At 71.5% G+C, this 15,073-nt stretch carries 12 protein-coding genes and 1 pseudogene; 1 reads left to right on the top strand and 12 read right to left on the bottom strand.

Annotated features, from left to right (window positions below; all coding sequences use genetic code 11):
• The first annotated feature begins 8 nt into the window (after window positions 1-8).
• Window positions 9-796 (top strand): annotated as a pseudogene (locus G6N10_RS02920) (arylamine N-acetyltransferase family protein).
• Window positions 797-1,300: 504 nt separating this feature from the next.
• Here the strand turns inward: G6N10_RS02920 and metK are convergent.
• The 12 genes from metK to pyrR all read right to left on the bottom strand — a co-directional run bounded on the left by metK (window position 1,301) and on the right by pyrR (window position 15,036).
• Window positions 1,301-2,515 (bottom strand): methionine adenosyltransferase, encoded by a 1,215-nt coding sequence (gene metK / locus G6N10_RS02915; RefSeq protein ID WP_085094112.1) that lies wholly within the window; start codon window positions 2,513-2,515, stop codon window positions 1,301-1,303.
• A 62-nt stretch (window positions 2,516-2,577) separates the two neighbouring features.
• The gene (gene coaBC, locus G6N10_RS02910; RefSeq protein WP_085094110.1) at window positions 2,578-3,810 is read right to left on the bottom strand and encodes a bifunctional phosphopantothenoylcysteine decarboxylase/phosphopantothenate--cysteine ligase CoaBC; all 1,233 of its coding nucleotides are present in this window, start codon (window positions 3,808-3,810) and stop codon (window positions 2,578-2,580) included.
• Window positions 3,811-3,822: 12 nt separating this feature from the next.
• Window positions 3,823-4,134, bottom strand: coding sequence for a DNA-directed RNA polymerase subunit omega (rpoZ, locus tag G6N10_RS02905; RefSeq protein ID WP_085094108.1), 312 nt, complete (start codon window positions 4,132-4,134; stop codon window positions 3,823-3,825).
• A gap of 12 nt (window positions 4,135-4,146) precedes the next feature.
• Entirely contained in the window at window positions 4,147-4,776 is a 630-nt protein-coding gene (gmk, locus tag G6N10_RS02900) for a guanylate kinase (RefSeq protein WP_085094105.1), read from the bottom strand.
• Between the two features lie 7 nt (window positions 4,777-4,783).
• Window positions 4,784-5,101: an integration host factor, actinobacterial type gene (gene mihF / locus G6N10_RS02895; RefSeq protein ID WP_085094103.1), complete on the bottom strand. Its 318-nt coding sequence runs from the start codon at window positions 5,099-5,101 to the stop codon at window positions 4,784-4,786.
• A gap of 1,284 nt (window positions 5,102-6,385) precedes the next feature.
• On the bottom strand, window positions 6,386-7,204 hold the full coding sequence (pyrF, locus tag G6N10_RS02890; RefSeq protein ID WP_085094120.1) for an orotidine-5'-phosphate decarboxylase: 819 nt from the start codon (window positions 7,202-7,204) through the stop codon (window positions 6,386-6,388).
• 16 nt (window positions 7,205-7,220) lie between these two features.
• Entirely contained in the window at window positions 7,221-10,568 is a 3,348-nt protein-coding gene (gene carB, locus G6N10_RS02885; protein ID WP_085094101.1) for a carbamoyl-phosphate synthase large subunit, read from the bottom strand.
• Window positions 10,568-11,701 (bottom strand): glutamine-hydrolyzing carbamoyl-phosphate synthase small subunit, encoded by a 1,134-nt coding sequence (gene carA, locus G6N10_RS02880; RefSeq protein WP_085094099.1) that lies wholly within the window; start codon window positions 11,699-11,701, stop codon window positions 10,568-10,570. Before carA ends, carB begins: the two co-directional genes overlap by 1 nt.
• The gene (locus tag G6N10_RS02875; RefSeq protein WP_085094097.1) at window positions 11,698-12,201 is read right to left on the bottom strand and encodes a PH-like domain-containing protein; all 504 of its coding nucleotides are present in this window, start codon (window positions 12,199-12,201) and stop codon (window positions 11,698-11,700) included. The genes carA and G6N10_RS02875 overlap by 4 nt, the downstream gene beginning before the upstream one ends.
• Window positions 12,198-13,523 (bottom strand): dihydroorotase, encoded by a 1,326-nt coding sequence (locus tag G6N10_RS02870; RefSeq protein ID WP_085094095.1) that lies wholly within the window; start codon window positions 13,521-13,523, stop codon window positions 12,198-12,200. Before G6N10_RS02870 ends, G6N10_RS02875 begins: the two co-directional genes overlap by 4 nt.
• Entirely contained in the window at window positions 13,520-14,467 is a 948-nt protein-coding gene (locus tag G6N10_RS02865) for an aspartate carbamoyltransferase catalytic subunit (RefSeq protein WP_085094093.1), read from the bottom strand. Before G6N10_RS02865 ends, G6N10_RS02870 begins: the two co-directional genes overlap by 4 nt.
• On the bottom strand, window positions 14,464-15,036 hold the full coding sequence (gene pyrR, locus G6N10_RS02860) for a bifunctional pyr operon transcriptional regulator/uracil phosphoribosyltransferase PyrR (RefSeq protein WP_085094091.1): 573 nt from the start codon (window positions 15,034-15,036) through the stop codon (window positions 14,464-14,466). The genes G6N10_RS02865 and pyrR overlap by 4 nt, the downstream gene beginning before the upstream one ends.
• Window positions 15,037-15,073: the final 37 nt, after the last annotated feature.

The following is a 15,073-nucleotide window of genomic DNA, read 5'->3' as shown; positions in this document are numbered from 1 at the left end:
ATGGACCGATGAGTTCCTCGACGCGCGACGTCGACCTCGACGGCTATTTCCGGCGGGTCGGTTACGCCGGGCCCCGCGAGCCGTCGGTGGCGCTGCTGGGCGCGCTGGTCACCGCGCAGCTGAGTGCGATCCCGTTTGAGAACCTCGACCCGGTGCGCGGCGTCCCGGTCGCCGACCTCGGCGCCGATGCGCTGTTCGCCAAGCTGGTGCACCGCCGCCGCGGGGGTTTCTGCTTCGAGCAGAACGGGCTGCTGGCCCTGGTGCTGCGCGCCGCCGGCTTTCAGGTGCGGGCATTGACCGGCCGGGTGGTCTGGGCGCACCCGGCCGGCCTGGTCGGTACTTCGTCGACGTCGGGTTCGGCGGACCGACGCCGACCGCGCCGCTGGGGTTCGTCGCCGACGTCGTGCAGCACACCCCGCACGGCCGGTACCGGATCGGCCGGCACGGCGGCGGCTACCACCTGGCGACGCTGATCGCGGACACCTGGCGGCCGCTGTACACCTTCGCCGACGAGCCGCGGCCGCCGATCGACCTGCAGGTCGGCAGCTGGTACGCGTCCACCTACCCCGGCTCGGTGATGGTCAACCAGCTGATCGCCGCCCGGATCGTCGACGGCGCGCGGTGGAACCTCAGCGGCGCCGACCTGGTGGTGCACCGGCCCGGGGCGCCCAGCCACCGCGAACGTCTCGACGACGCCGTCGCGGTGCTCGCGGTGCTGCGCGAGGGGTTCGGCATCGACCTCGCGGGCCTGGATGTGCGGGACCGGATTGCCGGGCTGCTGCGGGCCGCTGGCTGACCGAGCGGCAGGCTGGGGGCGGCGGGGCCGGGCGGCAGGCTGGGGGCGGCGGGGCCGGGCGGCGGGCTCGCATCGAGGGAGAACTCAGGGACGCTGGTGAGAACTTTTGCCGGCCGCCGTCATCGAGTGAGAAACCAGGGAGCTTGGTGAGACCTTCTCGCGACCGCCGTCATCGAGTGAGAAACCAGGGAGCTTAGTGAGACATCAGGGACGTTAGAGAGAACCCAGGACGGCGCTCGTCATCGAAAGAGAAACCTGGGATGCGTTGTTCGAGTAGACCCCGCCAGAATGTCTCACTCGATGAAAACCCCCGCCCTGACGTCTCACCAACGTCCCTGAGTTCTCACCAAGCTCCCAGAGTTCTCACTCGATTTCGGGCCCCGCCAAAACGTCTCACCAACGTCCCTGAGTTCCCACTCGATTTCGGGCCCCGGCAAAAGTTCTCACTACCGTCCCAGGGTTCTCACTCGATGAGCGCGGCCGGCCCCACGCGGCAGAACCGGGTTACACCGACGCCTTGAGGTCCTCGACCTTGTTCAGCTGCTCCCAGGGCAGGTCCAGGTCGTCGCGGCCGAAGTGGCCGTAGGCGGCGGTCTCGGCGTAGATCGGGCGCAGCAGGTCCAGGTCGCGCACGATGGCCCCGGGCCGCAGGTCGAACACCCCGCTGATGGCCTTCTCGATGCGGGCCGGGTCGAAGTTCTCGGTGCCGAAGGTCTCGACGAACAGCCCGACCGGCTCGGCCTTGCCGATCGCGTAGGCGACCTGCACCTCGACCCGCTCGGCCAGCCCGGCCGCGACCACGTTCTTGGCGACCCAGCGCATGGCGTAGGCCGCCGAGCGGTCCACCTTGGACGGGTCCTTGCCGGAGAACGCGCCGCCACCGTGCCGGGCGAAGCCGCCGTAGGTGTCGACGATGATCTTGCGGCCGGTCAGCCCGGCGTCGCCCATCGGGCCGCCGATGACGAACTTGCCGGTCGGGTTGACCAGCAGCCGGAAGTCGGAGGTGTCCAGCGTCTGGTGGCCCAGCTCGGCCAGTACCGCCTCGACGACGTGCTTGCGGATGTCCGACGTCAGGGCGCCGCCGTCCAGGTCGACGCCCTCGGCGTGCTGGGTGGACAGCACCACGGTGTCCAGCCGCAGCGCGGTGTGGCCGTCGTACTGGATGGTGACCTGGGTCTTGCCGTCCGGGCGCAGGTAGTCCAGCACGCCGTCCTTGCGGACCTTGGTCAGCCGGCGCGACAGCCGGTGCGCCAGCGCGATCGGCAGCGGCATGTACTCGGGGGTGTCGGTGTTGGCGTAGCCGAACATCAGGCCCTGGTCGCCGGCGCCCTGCAGGTCCAGCGGATCCTGCTCGCCCTCGACCCGGGTCTCATAGGCGGTGTCCACGCCCTGGGCGATGTCCGGCGACTGGGCGCCGATGCCGATGTTCACCCCGCAGGTCTGGTAGTCGAAGCCCTTGTCCGAGGAGTCGTAGCCGATCTCCCGGATGCGCTCCCGGACGGTCTTGTTGATGTCGGCGAATGCCTCGCGGGCGGCGGTGGTGACCTCGCCGATGACGTGCACCTGGCCGGTGGTCACCGCGGTCTCGACGGCCACCCGGGACTTGGGATCGTCGGCCAGCAGCGAGTCGAGGATCGAGTCGCTGATCGCGTCGCAGATCTTGTCCGGGTGTCCCTCGGTCACCGACTCGCTGGTGAACAGCCGACCACTATCGCCCACGTTGAGGCCTCCCACACATCCGTCTATCGATTAGTTAGTTGTTCAAAGCCTATCGTTCAGGCTTAGGCGCGCAGCAGTCCCACCATCGCGTCGACGATTCGGCTGGCCATCAGGGTCTTGGAACCCTGCTCCAGCACCGACTCGCTGCCGTCGGCGGCCAACAGCCAGCCGGCGTTGTGGTCCACCTCGAATGCCTTGCCGTCCCCCACCGCGTTGACGACGAGCAGGTCGCAGCCCTTACGCCGCAGCTTCGCCCGGCCGTGGAACAGCACATCGCCGGCGGCGTCGCCGGTCTCCGCGGCGAACCCGACGATCGCCGAGAGCCGCGGCAGCCGGCCGTCGGCGCGGTCGGCCACCGCGGTGGCCAGCACGTCGTCGTTGCGGACGAGTTCGATGGCGCTGGGCTCGGAGTCCGCGCCCTTCTTCATCTTGGCGCCGGCGACCCGGGTGGGCCGGAAGTCGGCGACGGCGGCGGCCATCACCAGTGCGTCGGCCTCGGGAGTGCGCTTGGCGACCGTCTCGGCCAGCTCCGCGGCGGAGCCGACGCGCACCATCTCCACCCCGGCCGGGTCGGCCAGTGCCCGGGTGTTGGCGCCGATCAGGGTGACCTCGGCGCCGCGCTGGGCGGCCACCCGGGCCACCGCGTAGCCCTGCTTGCCGGAGCTGCGGTTGCCGATGAACCGCACCGGGTCCAGCGGTTCGCGGGTGCCGCCGGCGGTGATGAGGATCTTGCGCCCGGTCAGGTCGCGGGGCAGCGCGTCGGCGCGGTCGAGCAGCAGCCCGGCCAGCGCGGCGATCTCCTCGGGTTCGGGCAGCCGTCCGGGCCCGCTGTCGGTGCCGGTCAGCCGGCCGGCGGCCGGGTCGAGCACGACGGCGCCGCGGCGGCGCAGCGTCGCGACGTTCTCGACGGTGGCCGGGTGCAGCCACATCTCGGTGTGCATGGCGGGGGCGAACAGCACCGGGGCGTGCGCGGTCAGCAGCGTCGCGGTGAGCAGGTCGTCGGCGCGGCCTGCCGCGGCGCGGGCCAGCAGATCGGCGGTGGCCGGGGCGACCACGACCAGATCGGCCTGCTGGCCGAGCCGCACGTGCGCGACCTCGGGGACGTCGGCGAACACCCCGGTTTGCACCGGCTGGCCGGAGAGTGCCTCAAAGGTGGCGGCGCCGACGAAGTTCAGCGCCGATTCGGTGGGGATGACCCGGACCTGATGGCCGGCCTCGGTGAACAGCCGGATCAGGGAGCAGGCCTTGTAGGCGGCGATCCCTCCGGCCACCCCAACAACGATCCGCTTGCCCATGCGGTGCGCCCGTTACTCGCCTTCGGTGTGCTCGAGCAGGTCGCCGTGGATCTCGCGCATCGCGATCGACAGCGGCTTCTCCTGCAGGCCGGGCTCGACCAGCGGGCCGACGTACTCCAGGATGCCGTCGCCGAGCTGGTTGTAGTAGTCGTTGATCTGACGGGCCCGCTTGGCGGCGTAGATGACCAGCGCGTACTTGCTCGACGCGCGGTCCAGCAGCTCGTCGATGGGCGGGTTGGTGATGCCCAGCGGGGTGTCGTAGGAGCCGATGTAGCCCGCGTTGCCCTCGGCCTGATCGGACAGGGTGTCGTTCGGGGTGCTCACGTGAAGAATCTCCTACGGCTGGTGAATGTCGGTCGGGGCGATGCCCGAAGCGGGGACCACCAGCAAGGATACCAATTCTGCGCAGGCGGACTCCAATCGCCTGTTGACGACGACGGTGTCGAAGTCGCCCTGGGCGTCCAGTTCGTCGCGGGCGGTCTGCAGCCGGCGCTGCTGCACGTCCTCGGGTTCGGTGCCGCGGCCGGTCAGTCGCTCGCGCAGCACCTCGAAGCTCGGCGGCGCCAGGAAGACGGTCCGCGCCTCGGGCAGGATCGCCTTGACCGAGCGGGCGCCGGCCAGATCCACCTCGATGAGCACCGGCCGCCCGGCTTCGGCGGCCGCGTAGACCGGGGCGGCCGGGGTGCCGGAGCGCTGCAGCCCGCCGTGGATGTCGGCCCACTCCAGCAGCGCACCCTCGTCAATCAGCCGCTGAAAGTCGTCGGTGCCGATGAAGTGGTAGTCGACGCCGTCGACCTCGCCGGGCCGCGGGGCGCGGGTGGTCACCGAGACGCTGAAGTACAGCTCCGGGAGCAGCTCGCGCAGCCGGCGGACCACCGATGATTTACCGACGGCAGAGGGACCGGACAGCACGACCACGCGGCCGTGGGCTTGACGCCCGCTGTCCGGTCCCTCCCCGGCAGTCATCGCTCGATCAGGAAGGATCGAACTTCTCCAGCAGAGCCTTGCGCTGCCGGTCACCCAGGCCACGCAGGCGGCGGGTGGGGGCGATCTCCAGCTCGGTCATGATCTCCTGGGCCTTGACCTTGCCCACCTTGGGCAGGGCCTCCAGCAGGGCCGAAACCTTCATCTTGCCCAGGACCTCGTCGGTCTCCGCGTCCTTGAGCACCTGGGTCAGGTTGGTGCCGCCGCGCTTCAGCCGCTCCTTGAGCTCCGCACGCGCACGACGTGCGGCAGCAGCCTTCTCCAACGCAGCGGCTCGCTGTTCGTCAGTCAACTGGGGAAGGGCCACGGTTCCTCCGTCTCTCAGCCATTCTTGGCCATATTCCTTGATGCCTCGGCCAGGTAGTTCAGCCAGCGACGACGACCGTACCGAGGCACTCCGACGAAATCTAACCCCACCCCCACTTCAGCTTGTCGAGGACCCGTGTGCAGGAGCGATGCGCGGCGCCGACCCGCGCCGAGCGACGCGGTCGCAGGCCCGGCCCGATCCGGGGCCTTCCAGCCTCGACGCGTTCGACGAATCTGCAGGTCAGGAGCGGATTCGTGGGCCCGGAAGCGGCCCGCGGGGACATCCGCCCCGCGTCGATCGTCGGCGCGCGTGAAAATTCCGCGAATTCCGATGCGCGGGCGGCTCGTGGCGCAACGCGTTGCGGCGTGTCGCGCGTGTCGCGGCTGCCGATACCGGCGGGCTGGGCCAGCACCGGCGCGACGTGCGGGCGGCGGACTGGAATGCCCGAGCGCCCCGCGGGTCCCCGGTATCCCGGTTTCCCCGGCGCCTCGGCACCCCGGCATCCGGGCGTCCCGGCGTCGCGGCGTCCCGGCGTCGCGGCGTCCCGGCGTCCCGGCGTCCCGGCGTCCCGGCGTCCCGGCATCCCAGAAATCCCAAGCATTCCGAGTTTCCCGGGGGTCACGACGGTCACCACGGTCACGACCACCACACCTGTCACGGCGGTCATATCAGCCACGACAGTCACGGTTCAGAACGCATCCCGCGAGTGCCCGCCTTCCAGCGACGGGTTCTCGGCCCCAGCGACTCCGTCTCACCCAGAGCGACAGCGCGGGGCCGCGCCCCTCGAACCGCGTCCGGCAGCCGTGCTGCGGCGGCAGCCATGTTGGGGCGGCAGCCGTGCGGCGGCGGCAGCCGTGCGGCGGCGGCCGTGCTCCCCATGCGCTGCTGCTCCCACTGCGACCGGCGTTGCTGCCGCGGCCGGTTGCGCCGACACCGGTCATTCGTCGCGAGATTGCCGAATCTCGGCGCATCGGGACCCGCAAACAGCCGAGGCTTCCCGGTCGGATCGACGTCCGCGCCGCGACAGCCGGATGGATCCGCACCGGCCCCCAGCACCCGCCCGCCACGGGCGACCAGATCGGTCCCGAAGCTTGTCGCTCACGTGGCACGGAGTCGCTGGGGCCGAGAATCCGTCGCTGGAAGGCGGGCACTGAAAACATCACTTCGATATCCGGCGCCACCGGTTCAGACGGCATCCGTGGTGAGTACGTGTCCCTTGGCGAGCACGTGATCAAGGCGCCCCGGACCCGCCACACCGCACCAGGCGCACCGCCCGCGCGCACCTCAGCCCAGGTGGGCGACCGCGTCGCGCATCCGTTCCGCGGCGGCCCGCAGCGCCTCGGCGTCGGGCCCGGCCCGCAGCACCTCCCGCGACACCGCGGGCAGCAGCTGCCCGGGTAGCGCACCACCCAGGCCCGCCAGGTCCTGCGGGCGGCCGCCCTGGGCCCCCACGCCGGGCACCAGCACCGGACCGTGCAACTGCGACACATCCGGCAGCACCGACAGCGTCGCGCCGACCACCACGCCCACCGAGCCCAGCACGGCCGCCCCGCGGTTCTCCGCCGCGGCGGCGTCGACCATCGCCTGGGCCACCGACCGCCCGTCCGGCCCCCGGCACTGCTGCACCGAGGCGCCCTCCGGGTTGGACGTGGCGGCCAGCACGAACACCCCGCGCCCGTTGGCCGCGGCGGTGTCCAACAGCGGGCGCAGCGACCCGAAGCCCAGGTACGGCGACGCCGTCACCGCATCGCCGGCCAGCGGCGAGGACCCGGCCCAGGCGGCCGCATACGCCGCCATCGTCGACCCGATGTCCCCGCGCTTGGCGTCGGCCAGCACCAGCACCCCGGCCTCCCGCAGCTCGGCGACAACCCGCTCCAGCACCGCGAACCCGGCCGCGCCGTAGGCCTCGAAGAACGCCACCTGCGGCTTGACCACCGCGAACCCGGCGAACGCCCGCACGCAGGCGTCGGCGAACCGCGCCAGCCCATCGGCGTCGGCACTCAGCCCCCAGGCCGCCAGCAGCTCCGGGTGCGGGTCGATGCCCAGGCACAGCGGCCCGCGCGCGGCCATCGCCGCCGCCAGCCGCGACCCGAACGGTGCCATCCCGGCGCCGCCCACCTCAGCCCTCCAGCGCGCTGTGCAGGTCCTGCAGCGAGCGGACCCCGATGTCGCCGCGGATGCCGGCCTCGATGCCCTGCACCGCCGCCGAGGCGCCCTGCACGGTGGTGATGCACGGAATGTTCATCTGGACGGCCGCCGAGCGGATCTCGTAGCCGTCGATGCGCGGGCCGGAGTTGCCGTACGGGGTGTTGATCACCATGTCGACATCGCCGGCCCGGATGATCTCCACCGCCGAGCGCGCCGGCCGGTCCGGGGTGGCCTCCTGGAAGTGCTTGCGCACCTCGTCGCAGGGAATCCCGTTGCGGCGCAGCATTTCCGCGGTGCCCTCGGTTGCCAGGATCCGGAAGCCCAGGTCGGCCAGCCGCTTCACCGGGAAGACCAGCGAACGCTTGTCCCGGTTGGCGACCGACACGAACACCGTGCCGTCGGCCGGCAGCGAACCGTAGGCCGCGGTCTGGCTCTTGGCGAACGCGCTGCCGAAGTCGGCGTCGATGCCCATCACCTCGCCGGTGGACTTCATCTCCGGGCCCAGCAGTGAGTCGACCCCCGAGCCGTCGGCGCGGCGGAACCGGTGGAACGGCAGCACCGCCTCCTTGACCGCGATCGGCACCCGCGGCGACGGGCTCGCCCCGTCACCGGTGGCGGCCAGCAGCCCCTCGGCGCGCAGCTCGGCGATGCTGGCACCCAGCATCACCCGGGCGCAGGCCTTGGCCAGCGGCACGGCGGTGGCCTTGGACACGAACGGCACGGTGCGGCTGGCCCGCGGGTTGGCCTCCAGCACGTAGAGCACGTCGTCCTTGAGCGCGTACTGCACATTGAGCAGCCCGACCACCCCGATGCCCGCCGCGATCGCCTCGGTGGCCCGGCGCACCGCGGCAATGTCGGTGCGGCCCAGGGTGACCGGCGGCAACGCGCACGCCGAATCGCCGGAGTGGATGCCGGCCTCCTCGATGTGCTCCATCACGCCGCCGATGTACACCTCGGTGCCGTCGCACAGCGCGTCGACGTCGATCTCGATGGCGTCCTCCAGGAACCGGTCGACCAGCACCGGATGCTCCGGGGACAGCTCGGTGGCCCGGGTGATGTAGCCGGCCAGGGTTTCCTCGTCGTAGACGATCTCCATGCCGCGCCCGCCCAGCACGTAGGACGGCCGGACCAGCACCGGGTAGCCGATGTCGGCGGCGATCCGGCGGGCCTGATCGAAGGTGGTGGCGGTGCCGAACTGCGGCGCGGGCAGCCCAGCGGTGGTGAGCACCTCGCCGAACGCGCCGCGGTCCTCGGCCAGGTCGATCGCCGCCGGACTGGTGCCGACGATCGGCACCCCGGCGGCCTCCAGCCGGTGCGCCAGCCCCAGCGGGGTCTGCCCGCCCAGCTGCACGATGACCCCGACCACGCCGGGACCGCCTGCGCCGGAATCGGATTCGGCCTGGTACACCTCCAGCACGTCCTCGAAGGTGAGCGGCTCGAAGTACAGCCGGTCGGCGGTGTCGTAGTCGGTCGAGACGGTCTCCGGGTTGCAGTTGACCATGATGGTCTCGAACCCGGCCGCACTGAGCGTGGTGGCGGCGTGCACGCAGCTGTAGTCGAACTCGATGCCCTGGCCGATCCGGTTCGGGCCCGAGCCCAGGATCAGCACCTTGGGACGCTGGTCCTGCGGGGCCACCTCGGTCTCGGCCGCCGGGTCCAGCTCGTAGCTGCTGTAGTGGTACGGCGTGGTGGCCTCGAACTCCGCGGCGCAGGTGTCCACCGTCTTGTACACCGGGCGCACCCCGAGCCGCCGGCGCAGCGTGCGCACCCCGGCCTCGCCGGCCAGTTCCGGGCGCAGCACCGCGATCTGCTCGTCGGACAGCCCGCTGTGCTTGGCGCGGCGCAGCAACTCCTCGGAAAGCACCGGCGCCCCGAGCAGTTCGGCGCGCAGCGTCACCAGGGTGGCGATCTGCTCGACGAACCACGGGTCCACCCCGGAGGCGGTGGCGACCTGCTCGACGGTGCCGCCGATCCGCAGCGCGTACTCGATGTCGTAGAGCCGGCCGTCGGTCGGCGTCTGCAGCCGGGTCAGGGTGGCCTCCAGCGCGGCATCCGGGCCGTCCGGGTCCGGCCCGGTCCAGAACCCGGCGCGCTTGGTCTCCAGCGACCGCATCACCTTGCCGAGCGCCTCGATGAAGTTGCGGCCCAACGACATCGCCTCGCCGACCGACTTCATCGTGGTGGTCAGCGTGCCGTCGGCGCCGGGGAACTTCTCGAACGCGAACCGCGGCGCCTTGACGACGACGTAGTCCAGCGTCGGCTCGAAGCAGGCCGGGGTCTTCTTGGTGATGTCGTTGACGATCTCGTCGAGGGTGTAGCCGATCGCCAGCCGGGCGGCGATCTTGGCGATCGGGAACCCGGTGGCCTTGGACGCCAGCGCCGAGGACCGCGACACCCGCGGGTTCATCTCGATGACGATCAGCCGGCCGTCGCGCGGGTCGACGGCGAACTGGATGTTGCAGCCGCCGGTGTCCACGCCGACCTCGCGCAGGATCGCGATGCCCAGGCTGCGCATCTCCTGGAACTCGCGGTCGGTCAGGGTCATTGCCGGCGCGACGGTCACCGAGTCGCCGGTGTGCACGCCCATCGGGTCGAAGTTCTCGATCGAGCAGACCACCACGACGTTGTCGTTGCCGTCGCGCATCAGCTCGAGCTCGAATTCCTTCCAGCCGTAGATCGATTCCTCGATCAGCACGTTGGCGCTCGGTGAGGCGGCCAGCCCCTCCCCCGCCATCCGCTCGACGTCGGCCACGCTGGTCGCCATGCCCGAGCCCAGCCCGCCCATGGTGAACGACGGCCGCACCACCACCGGCAGGCCGAGTTCGGCGACCGTCTCGCGCACCTCAGCCATGGTGAAACAGACCCGCGAGCGGGCGGATTCGCCGCCCACCTTCGCGACGATGTCCTTGAACTTCTGCCGATCCTCGCCGCGCTGAATGGCCTCGAAGTCCGCGCCGATCAGCTCGATGTCGTAGCGCTCCAGCACCCCGTTGTCGTGCAGGGCGACGGCGGTGTTCAGCGCGGTCTGCCCGCCCAGGGTGGCCAGCAGCGCGTCAATCTTGTTGCCGCGCTCGGCCTGCTGGGCGATCACCCGCTCGACGAAGTCCGGGGTGATCGGCTCGACGTAGGTGTGGTCGGCGTACTCCGGGTCGGTCATGATGGTCGCCGGATTGGAGTTCACCAGGGTGACCTGCATGCCCTCGGCGCGCAGCACCCGGCAGGCCTGGGTGCCGGAATAGTCGAATTCGCAGGCTTGCCCGATCACGATCGGCCCGGAGCCGATCACCAGGATGTGCTTGAGGTCGGTGCGACGCGGCATCAGCGGTTCTCCATCAGGACGACGAATTGATCGAACAGGTTCTCGGCATCGTGCGGGCCGGCCGCCGCCTCGGGGTGGTACTGCACCGAGTAGGCCCGGCCGTCGAGCAGCCGAACCCCTTCCACCACACCGTCGTTGGCGCAGGTGTGGCTGACCACGCCGCGGCCGAACGGGGTGTCGAACTCCTGGCCGGCCTCCCCCTCCAGGGCGAAGCCGTGGTTCTGCGAGGTGATCGCGACCCGGCCGGTGGCGTGATCGATGACCGGGATGTTGATGCCCCGGTGCCCGAAGGTCATCTTGTAGGTCGACAGGCCCAGCGCCCGACCCAGGATCTGGTTGCCGAAACAGATGCCGAACAGCGGGATTCCGGCGGAGATCACCTCGCCGGTCAGCGCCACCGCGGCGTCGGCGGTGGCCGGGTCGCCGGGCCCGTTGGACAGGAACACCCCGTCCGGGGCCAGCTCGGTGATGGCGTCAAAACCCGCCGAGGACGGCAGCACCAGGGTGCGGATGCCGCGCATCGCCAGCATCCGCGGGGTGTTGGCCTTGATGCCCAGGTCCAGCGCGGCGACGGTGAACCGGTGCGCCCCGACGGGTTCGACGACGTAGGGCTCGTCGGTGCTGACCTCGGCCGACAGGTTCGCACCGAGCATGGCGTCCTGATCGCGGACCCGGGCCAGCAGCTCGTCCGGGCCGGCGGCGCCCTCCAGGGCGGCGCCGGAGAAGATCCCGGCCTTCATCGAACCGCGGGTGCGCAGGTGCCGGACCAGCGCCCGGGTGTCGATCTCGGCGATCCCGACGACACCCTGGCTGACCAGCTGGTCCGGCAGGCTGCCGGTGGCGCGCCAGTTCGACGCCCGCGGCGACGGGTCGCGCACCGCGTAGCCGGCCACCCAGATCCGCTCCCCGCGGCTCTCGTTGTCCTCGTCGTTCCAGCCGGTGTTGCCGATCTGCGGGGCCGTCGCGACCACGATCTGGCGGTGGTAGCTGGGGTCGGTCAGGGTCTCCTGGTAGCCCGACATGGCGGTGCTGAACACCACCTCGCCGAGGGTCTGCCCCACCGCGCCGAAGGCCGATCCGGTGAAGGTCCGGCCGTCCTCCAACACCAGCACGGCGCGCCTGTTGCCGCTCATCCGTTTTCCTTTCGGGTCCAGGTTTCGTACACGCGGTGGTCATCGCCGCGGAATCCGCTGTCGATCTCGGTGCCCGACGGCAGCCGCCACCGGATCGCGAGAATGCCGTCGACGGGCATGGCCTTGCCGGCGTGCCCGCGTTCGGTTCGGATTGCCACGACCGCGTCGTCGGGAATCCAGATCGGGGTGGCACCGCTGCGCTGCAGCATGATGCCCTCGGGGTAGCGGGTCAGCACCGCCTTGGAGCGGTAGCCCAGGTCGCCGACGGCGATCCGGTCCAGCCAGCTCGGCGCCAGGGTGCTGCCCACGTACATGCCGGTGGTCGGGCCGAGCAGCGCCGCCCCGACGGTGTCGGGCAGCTCCGGCAGCCGGCCGATCAGCGACAGCTGGCGCTGCGCGCGATGCCGCCAGCCGCGCACCATCTGCCGGATCAGCACCGCGACCAACACCGCCAGCACGGCGGCGAAGACCAGCGAGCCGATCAGGGTTGGGGTGTTCACTCGGCGCCCGCCGCGGGGCCGACGATGCGCCCGTCGCGCGCGGTGATCACACCGCGCAGCAGCGTCGCGGTGACCGTCGCCGGCAGGGTCATCGCCTCGTAGGGGGTGTTCTCGGACTTGCTGACCAGCTCCGGTCCGCGGACCGTCCAGCGCGCGTCGGGGTCCACCACGGTCAGGTTGGCCGGCTCCCCGACCTCCAGCGGGCGGCCCTGATCGGGCAGCCCGGCGATGGCGGCGGGGTTCTCGCTCATCACCTTGGCCACCCCGCGCCAGTCCAGCAGGCCGGGGGCGACCATCGTCTCGGCGACCACCGACAGCGCGGTCTGCAGACCCAGCATGCCGGGGCGGGCCTGGGAGAACTCGCAGCACTTCTCCTGGGCGGCGTGCGGGGCGTGGTCGGTGGCGACCGCGTCGATCACCCCGTCGGCCAGCGCCGCCCGCAGCGCCAGGGTGTCGGAGACCTCCCGCAGCGGCGGGTTCACCCGGTTCACCCCGTCGTAGCCCTCCAGCCGGCTGTCGTCGAGCAGCAGGTGATGCGGGGTCACCTCGGCGGTGATGGAAATTCCTTGCGCCTTGGCCCATTTCAGGATCTCGACGGTCCCGGCGGTGGAGGCGTGGCAGATGTGCACCCGGGCGCCGGCGTCCCGGGCCAGCAGCGCGTCGCGGGCCACGATGGACTCCTCGGCCGCGCGCGGCCAGCCCGCCAGGCCCAGCCGGGCGGCGGTCGGGCCCTCGTGCGCGACGGCGCCTTCGGTCAGCCGAGGTTCCTCGGCGTGCTGGGCGATCAGCACGCCCAGCCCGGTGGCGTACTCCAGCGCCCGGCGCATCACCAGCGGGTCGTGCACGCACTTGCCGTCGTCGGAGAACATCCGGACCCGCCCGGCACCGCGGGCCATCAGGCCCATCTCGGTGAGTTGCTTCCCGGCCAGCCCGACGGTGACCGCGCCGACCGGATGCACGTCGACCAGGCCGACCTGCTGGCCGCGGGCCCAGACGTGCTCGGTGACCACCGGGGAGTCGGCCACCGGATCGGTGTTGGCCATCGCGAACACCGCGGTGTAGCCGCCGAGCGCGGCGGCGGCCGAGCCGGTGGCGATGGTCTCGGTGTCCTCGCGGCCCGGTTCGCGCAGGTGGGTGTGCAGGTCGACGAACCCGGGCAGCAGCACCTGGCCGGCCGCCTCGATCACCTCGGCGCCGGCCGGCGCGCTCAGCTCGGCACCGATCGCGGCGATCTGGCCGTCGTCGACCAGCACGTCGACCTGCTCGCCCGCGCCGTAGCGCCGGACCCCGCGGATCAGCACCGGGTTGACTGGCTGGCTCATATGTTTGCCTCCTGATCGGCGCCGACGAGCAGATGGAACAGCACCGCCATCCGCACGTGCACACCGTTGGTCACCTGTTGCAGGACCGCCGCCCGCGGGGAGTCGGCCACCGAGTGGGCGATCTCCATGCCGCGCAGCATCGGGCCGGGGTGCAGCACCACCGCGTCCTCGCCGAGCATCGCCTGGCGGTCCGCCGAGAGCCCGTAGCCGATCGAGTACTCCCGCGCCGACGGGAAGAACCCGCCGTTCATCCGCTCGGCCTGCACCCGCAGCATCATCACCGCGTCGGCGGCCGGCAGCTCGGCGTCCAGGTCGTGGGACACCGTGACCGGCCACTGCCGGACCCCGACCGGCAGCAGGGTGGGCGGGGCGACCAGCACCACCTCGGCGCCGAGGGTGGAAAGCAGCGCCACATTGGAGCGGGCCACCCGGGAATGCAGCACGTCGCCGACGATGACGACGCGACGGCCCTCGATGCCGCCGAGGCGCTGCCGGATGGTCAGCGCGTCGAGCAGCGCCTGGGTCGGGTGTTCGTGGGTGCCGTCGCCGGCGTTGATCACCGCCGGTCCGGCGCCGCCGGGTTCGGCGGTCCAGGCGGCCAGCTGCGCGGCGGCCCCGGAGGCGGGATGGCGGATGATCAGCGCGTCGGCGCCGGCGGCGCGCAGCGTCAGCGCGGTGTCGCGCAGCGACTCGCCCTTGGCCACCGAGGAACCCGAGGCGCTGACGTTGATCACGTCGGCGCTCATCCACTTGCCGGCCACCTCGAAGGACACCCGGGTGCGGGTGGAGTTCTCGTAGAACATCGTGATGACGGTGCGTCCGCGCAGCGTCGGCAGCTTCTTGACCTCGCGGCCCAGCAGCGCCTGGCCGAACCGGTCGGCGTCATCGAGGATCGCGGTGGCGTCGTCGCGGGACAGTTCCGCGGCGGAGAGCAGGTGTTTCATCGCTGCGGACCGCCCTGCGGCGCGATCAGCACCGCGTCGCGGCCGTCGTGCTCGGTGAACAGCACCTGGACGTTCTCGGCGCGGGAGGTCGGGACGTTCTTGCCGACGTAGTCGGCGCGGATCGGCAGTTCCCGGTGACCGCGGTCGACCAGCACCGCCAGCTGCACCGCCCGGGGCCGGCCGATGTCGCGCAGCGCGTCCAGCGCGGCGCGCACGCTGCGACCGGAGTAGAGCACGTCGTCGACCAGGATGACCAGCGCGTCGTCGACGCCGCCCTCGGGAATCGAGGTGTCCTCCAGCGGCCGCGGCGGCTTGGTGTTCAGGTCGTCGCGGTAGAGGGTGATGTCCAGCGAACCGCAGCCGACCGTCACCCCGGAGAACTCGGTGATGTTGGCGGCCAGCCGTCGGGACAGGTCGGTGCCGCGGGTCGGGATGCCCAGCAGCACGACGCGGGCGGCGTCGGTGGCGTCCAGCGCGGTCTTTTCGATGATCTGATGCGCGATCCGCGCGATGGTCCGGGTGACATCGGCCGGCGACATCAGTTCGCGGTCGGGTTGCGAGGCGCCCACGACGGGATCTGACCTCCTTCTCCGCCTCTCGGGACGG

This window comes from Mycolicibacterium fallax (assembly GCF_010726955.1).
Classification (GTDB): domain Bacteria; phylum Actinomycetota; class Actinomycetes; order Mycobacteriales; family Mycobacteriaceae; genus Mycobacterium; species Mycobacterium fallax.
The sequence above is the reverse complement of the archived record's forward strand: the minus strand, read 5'-3'. Positions and strand labels throughout refer to the sequence as shown.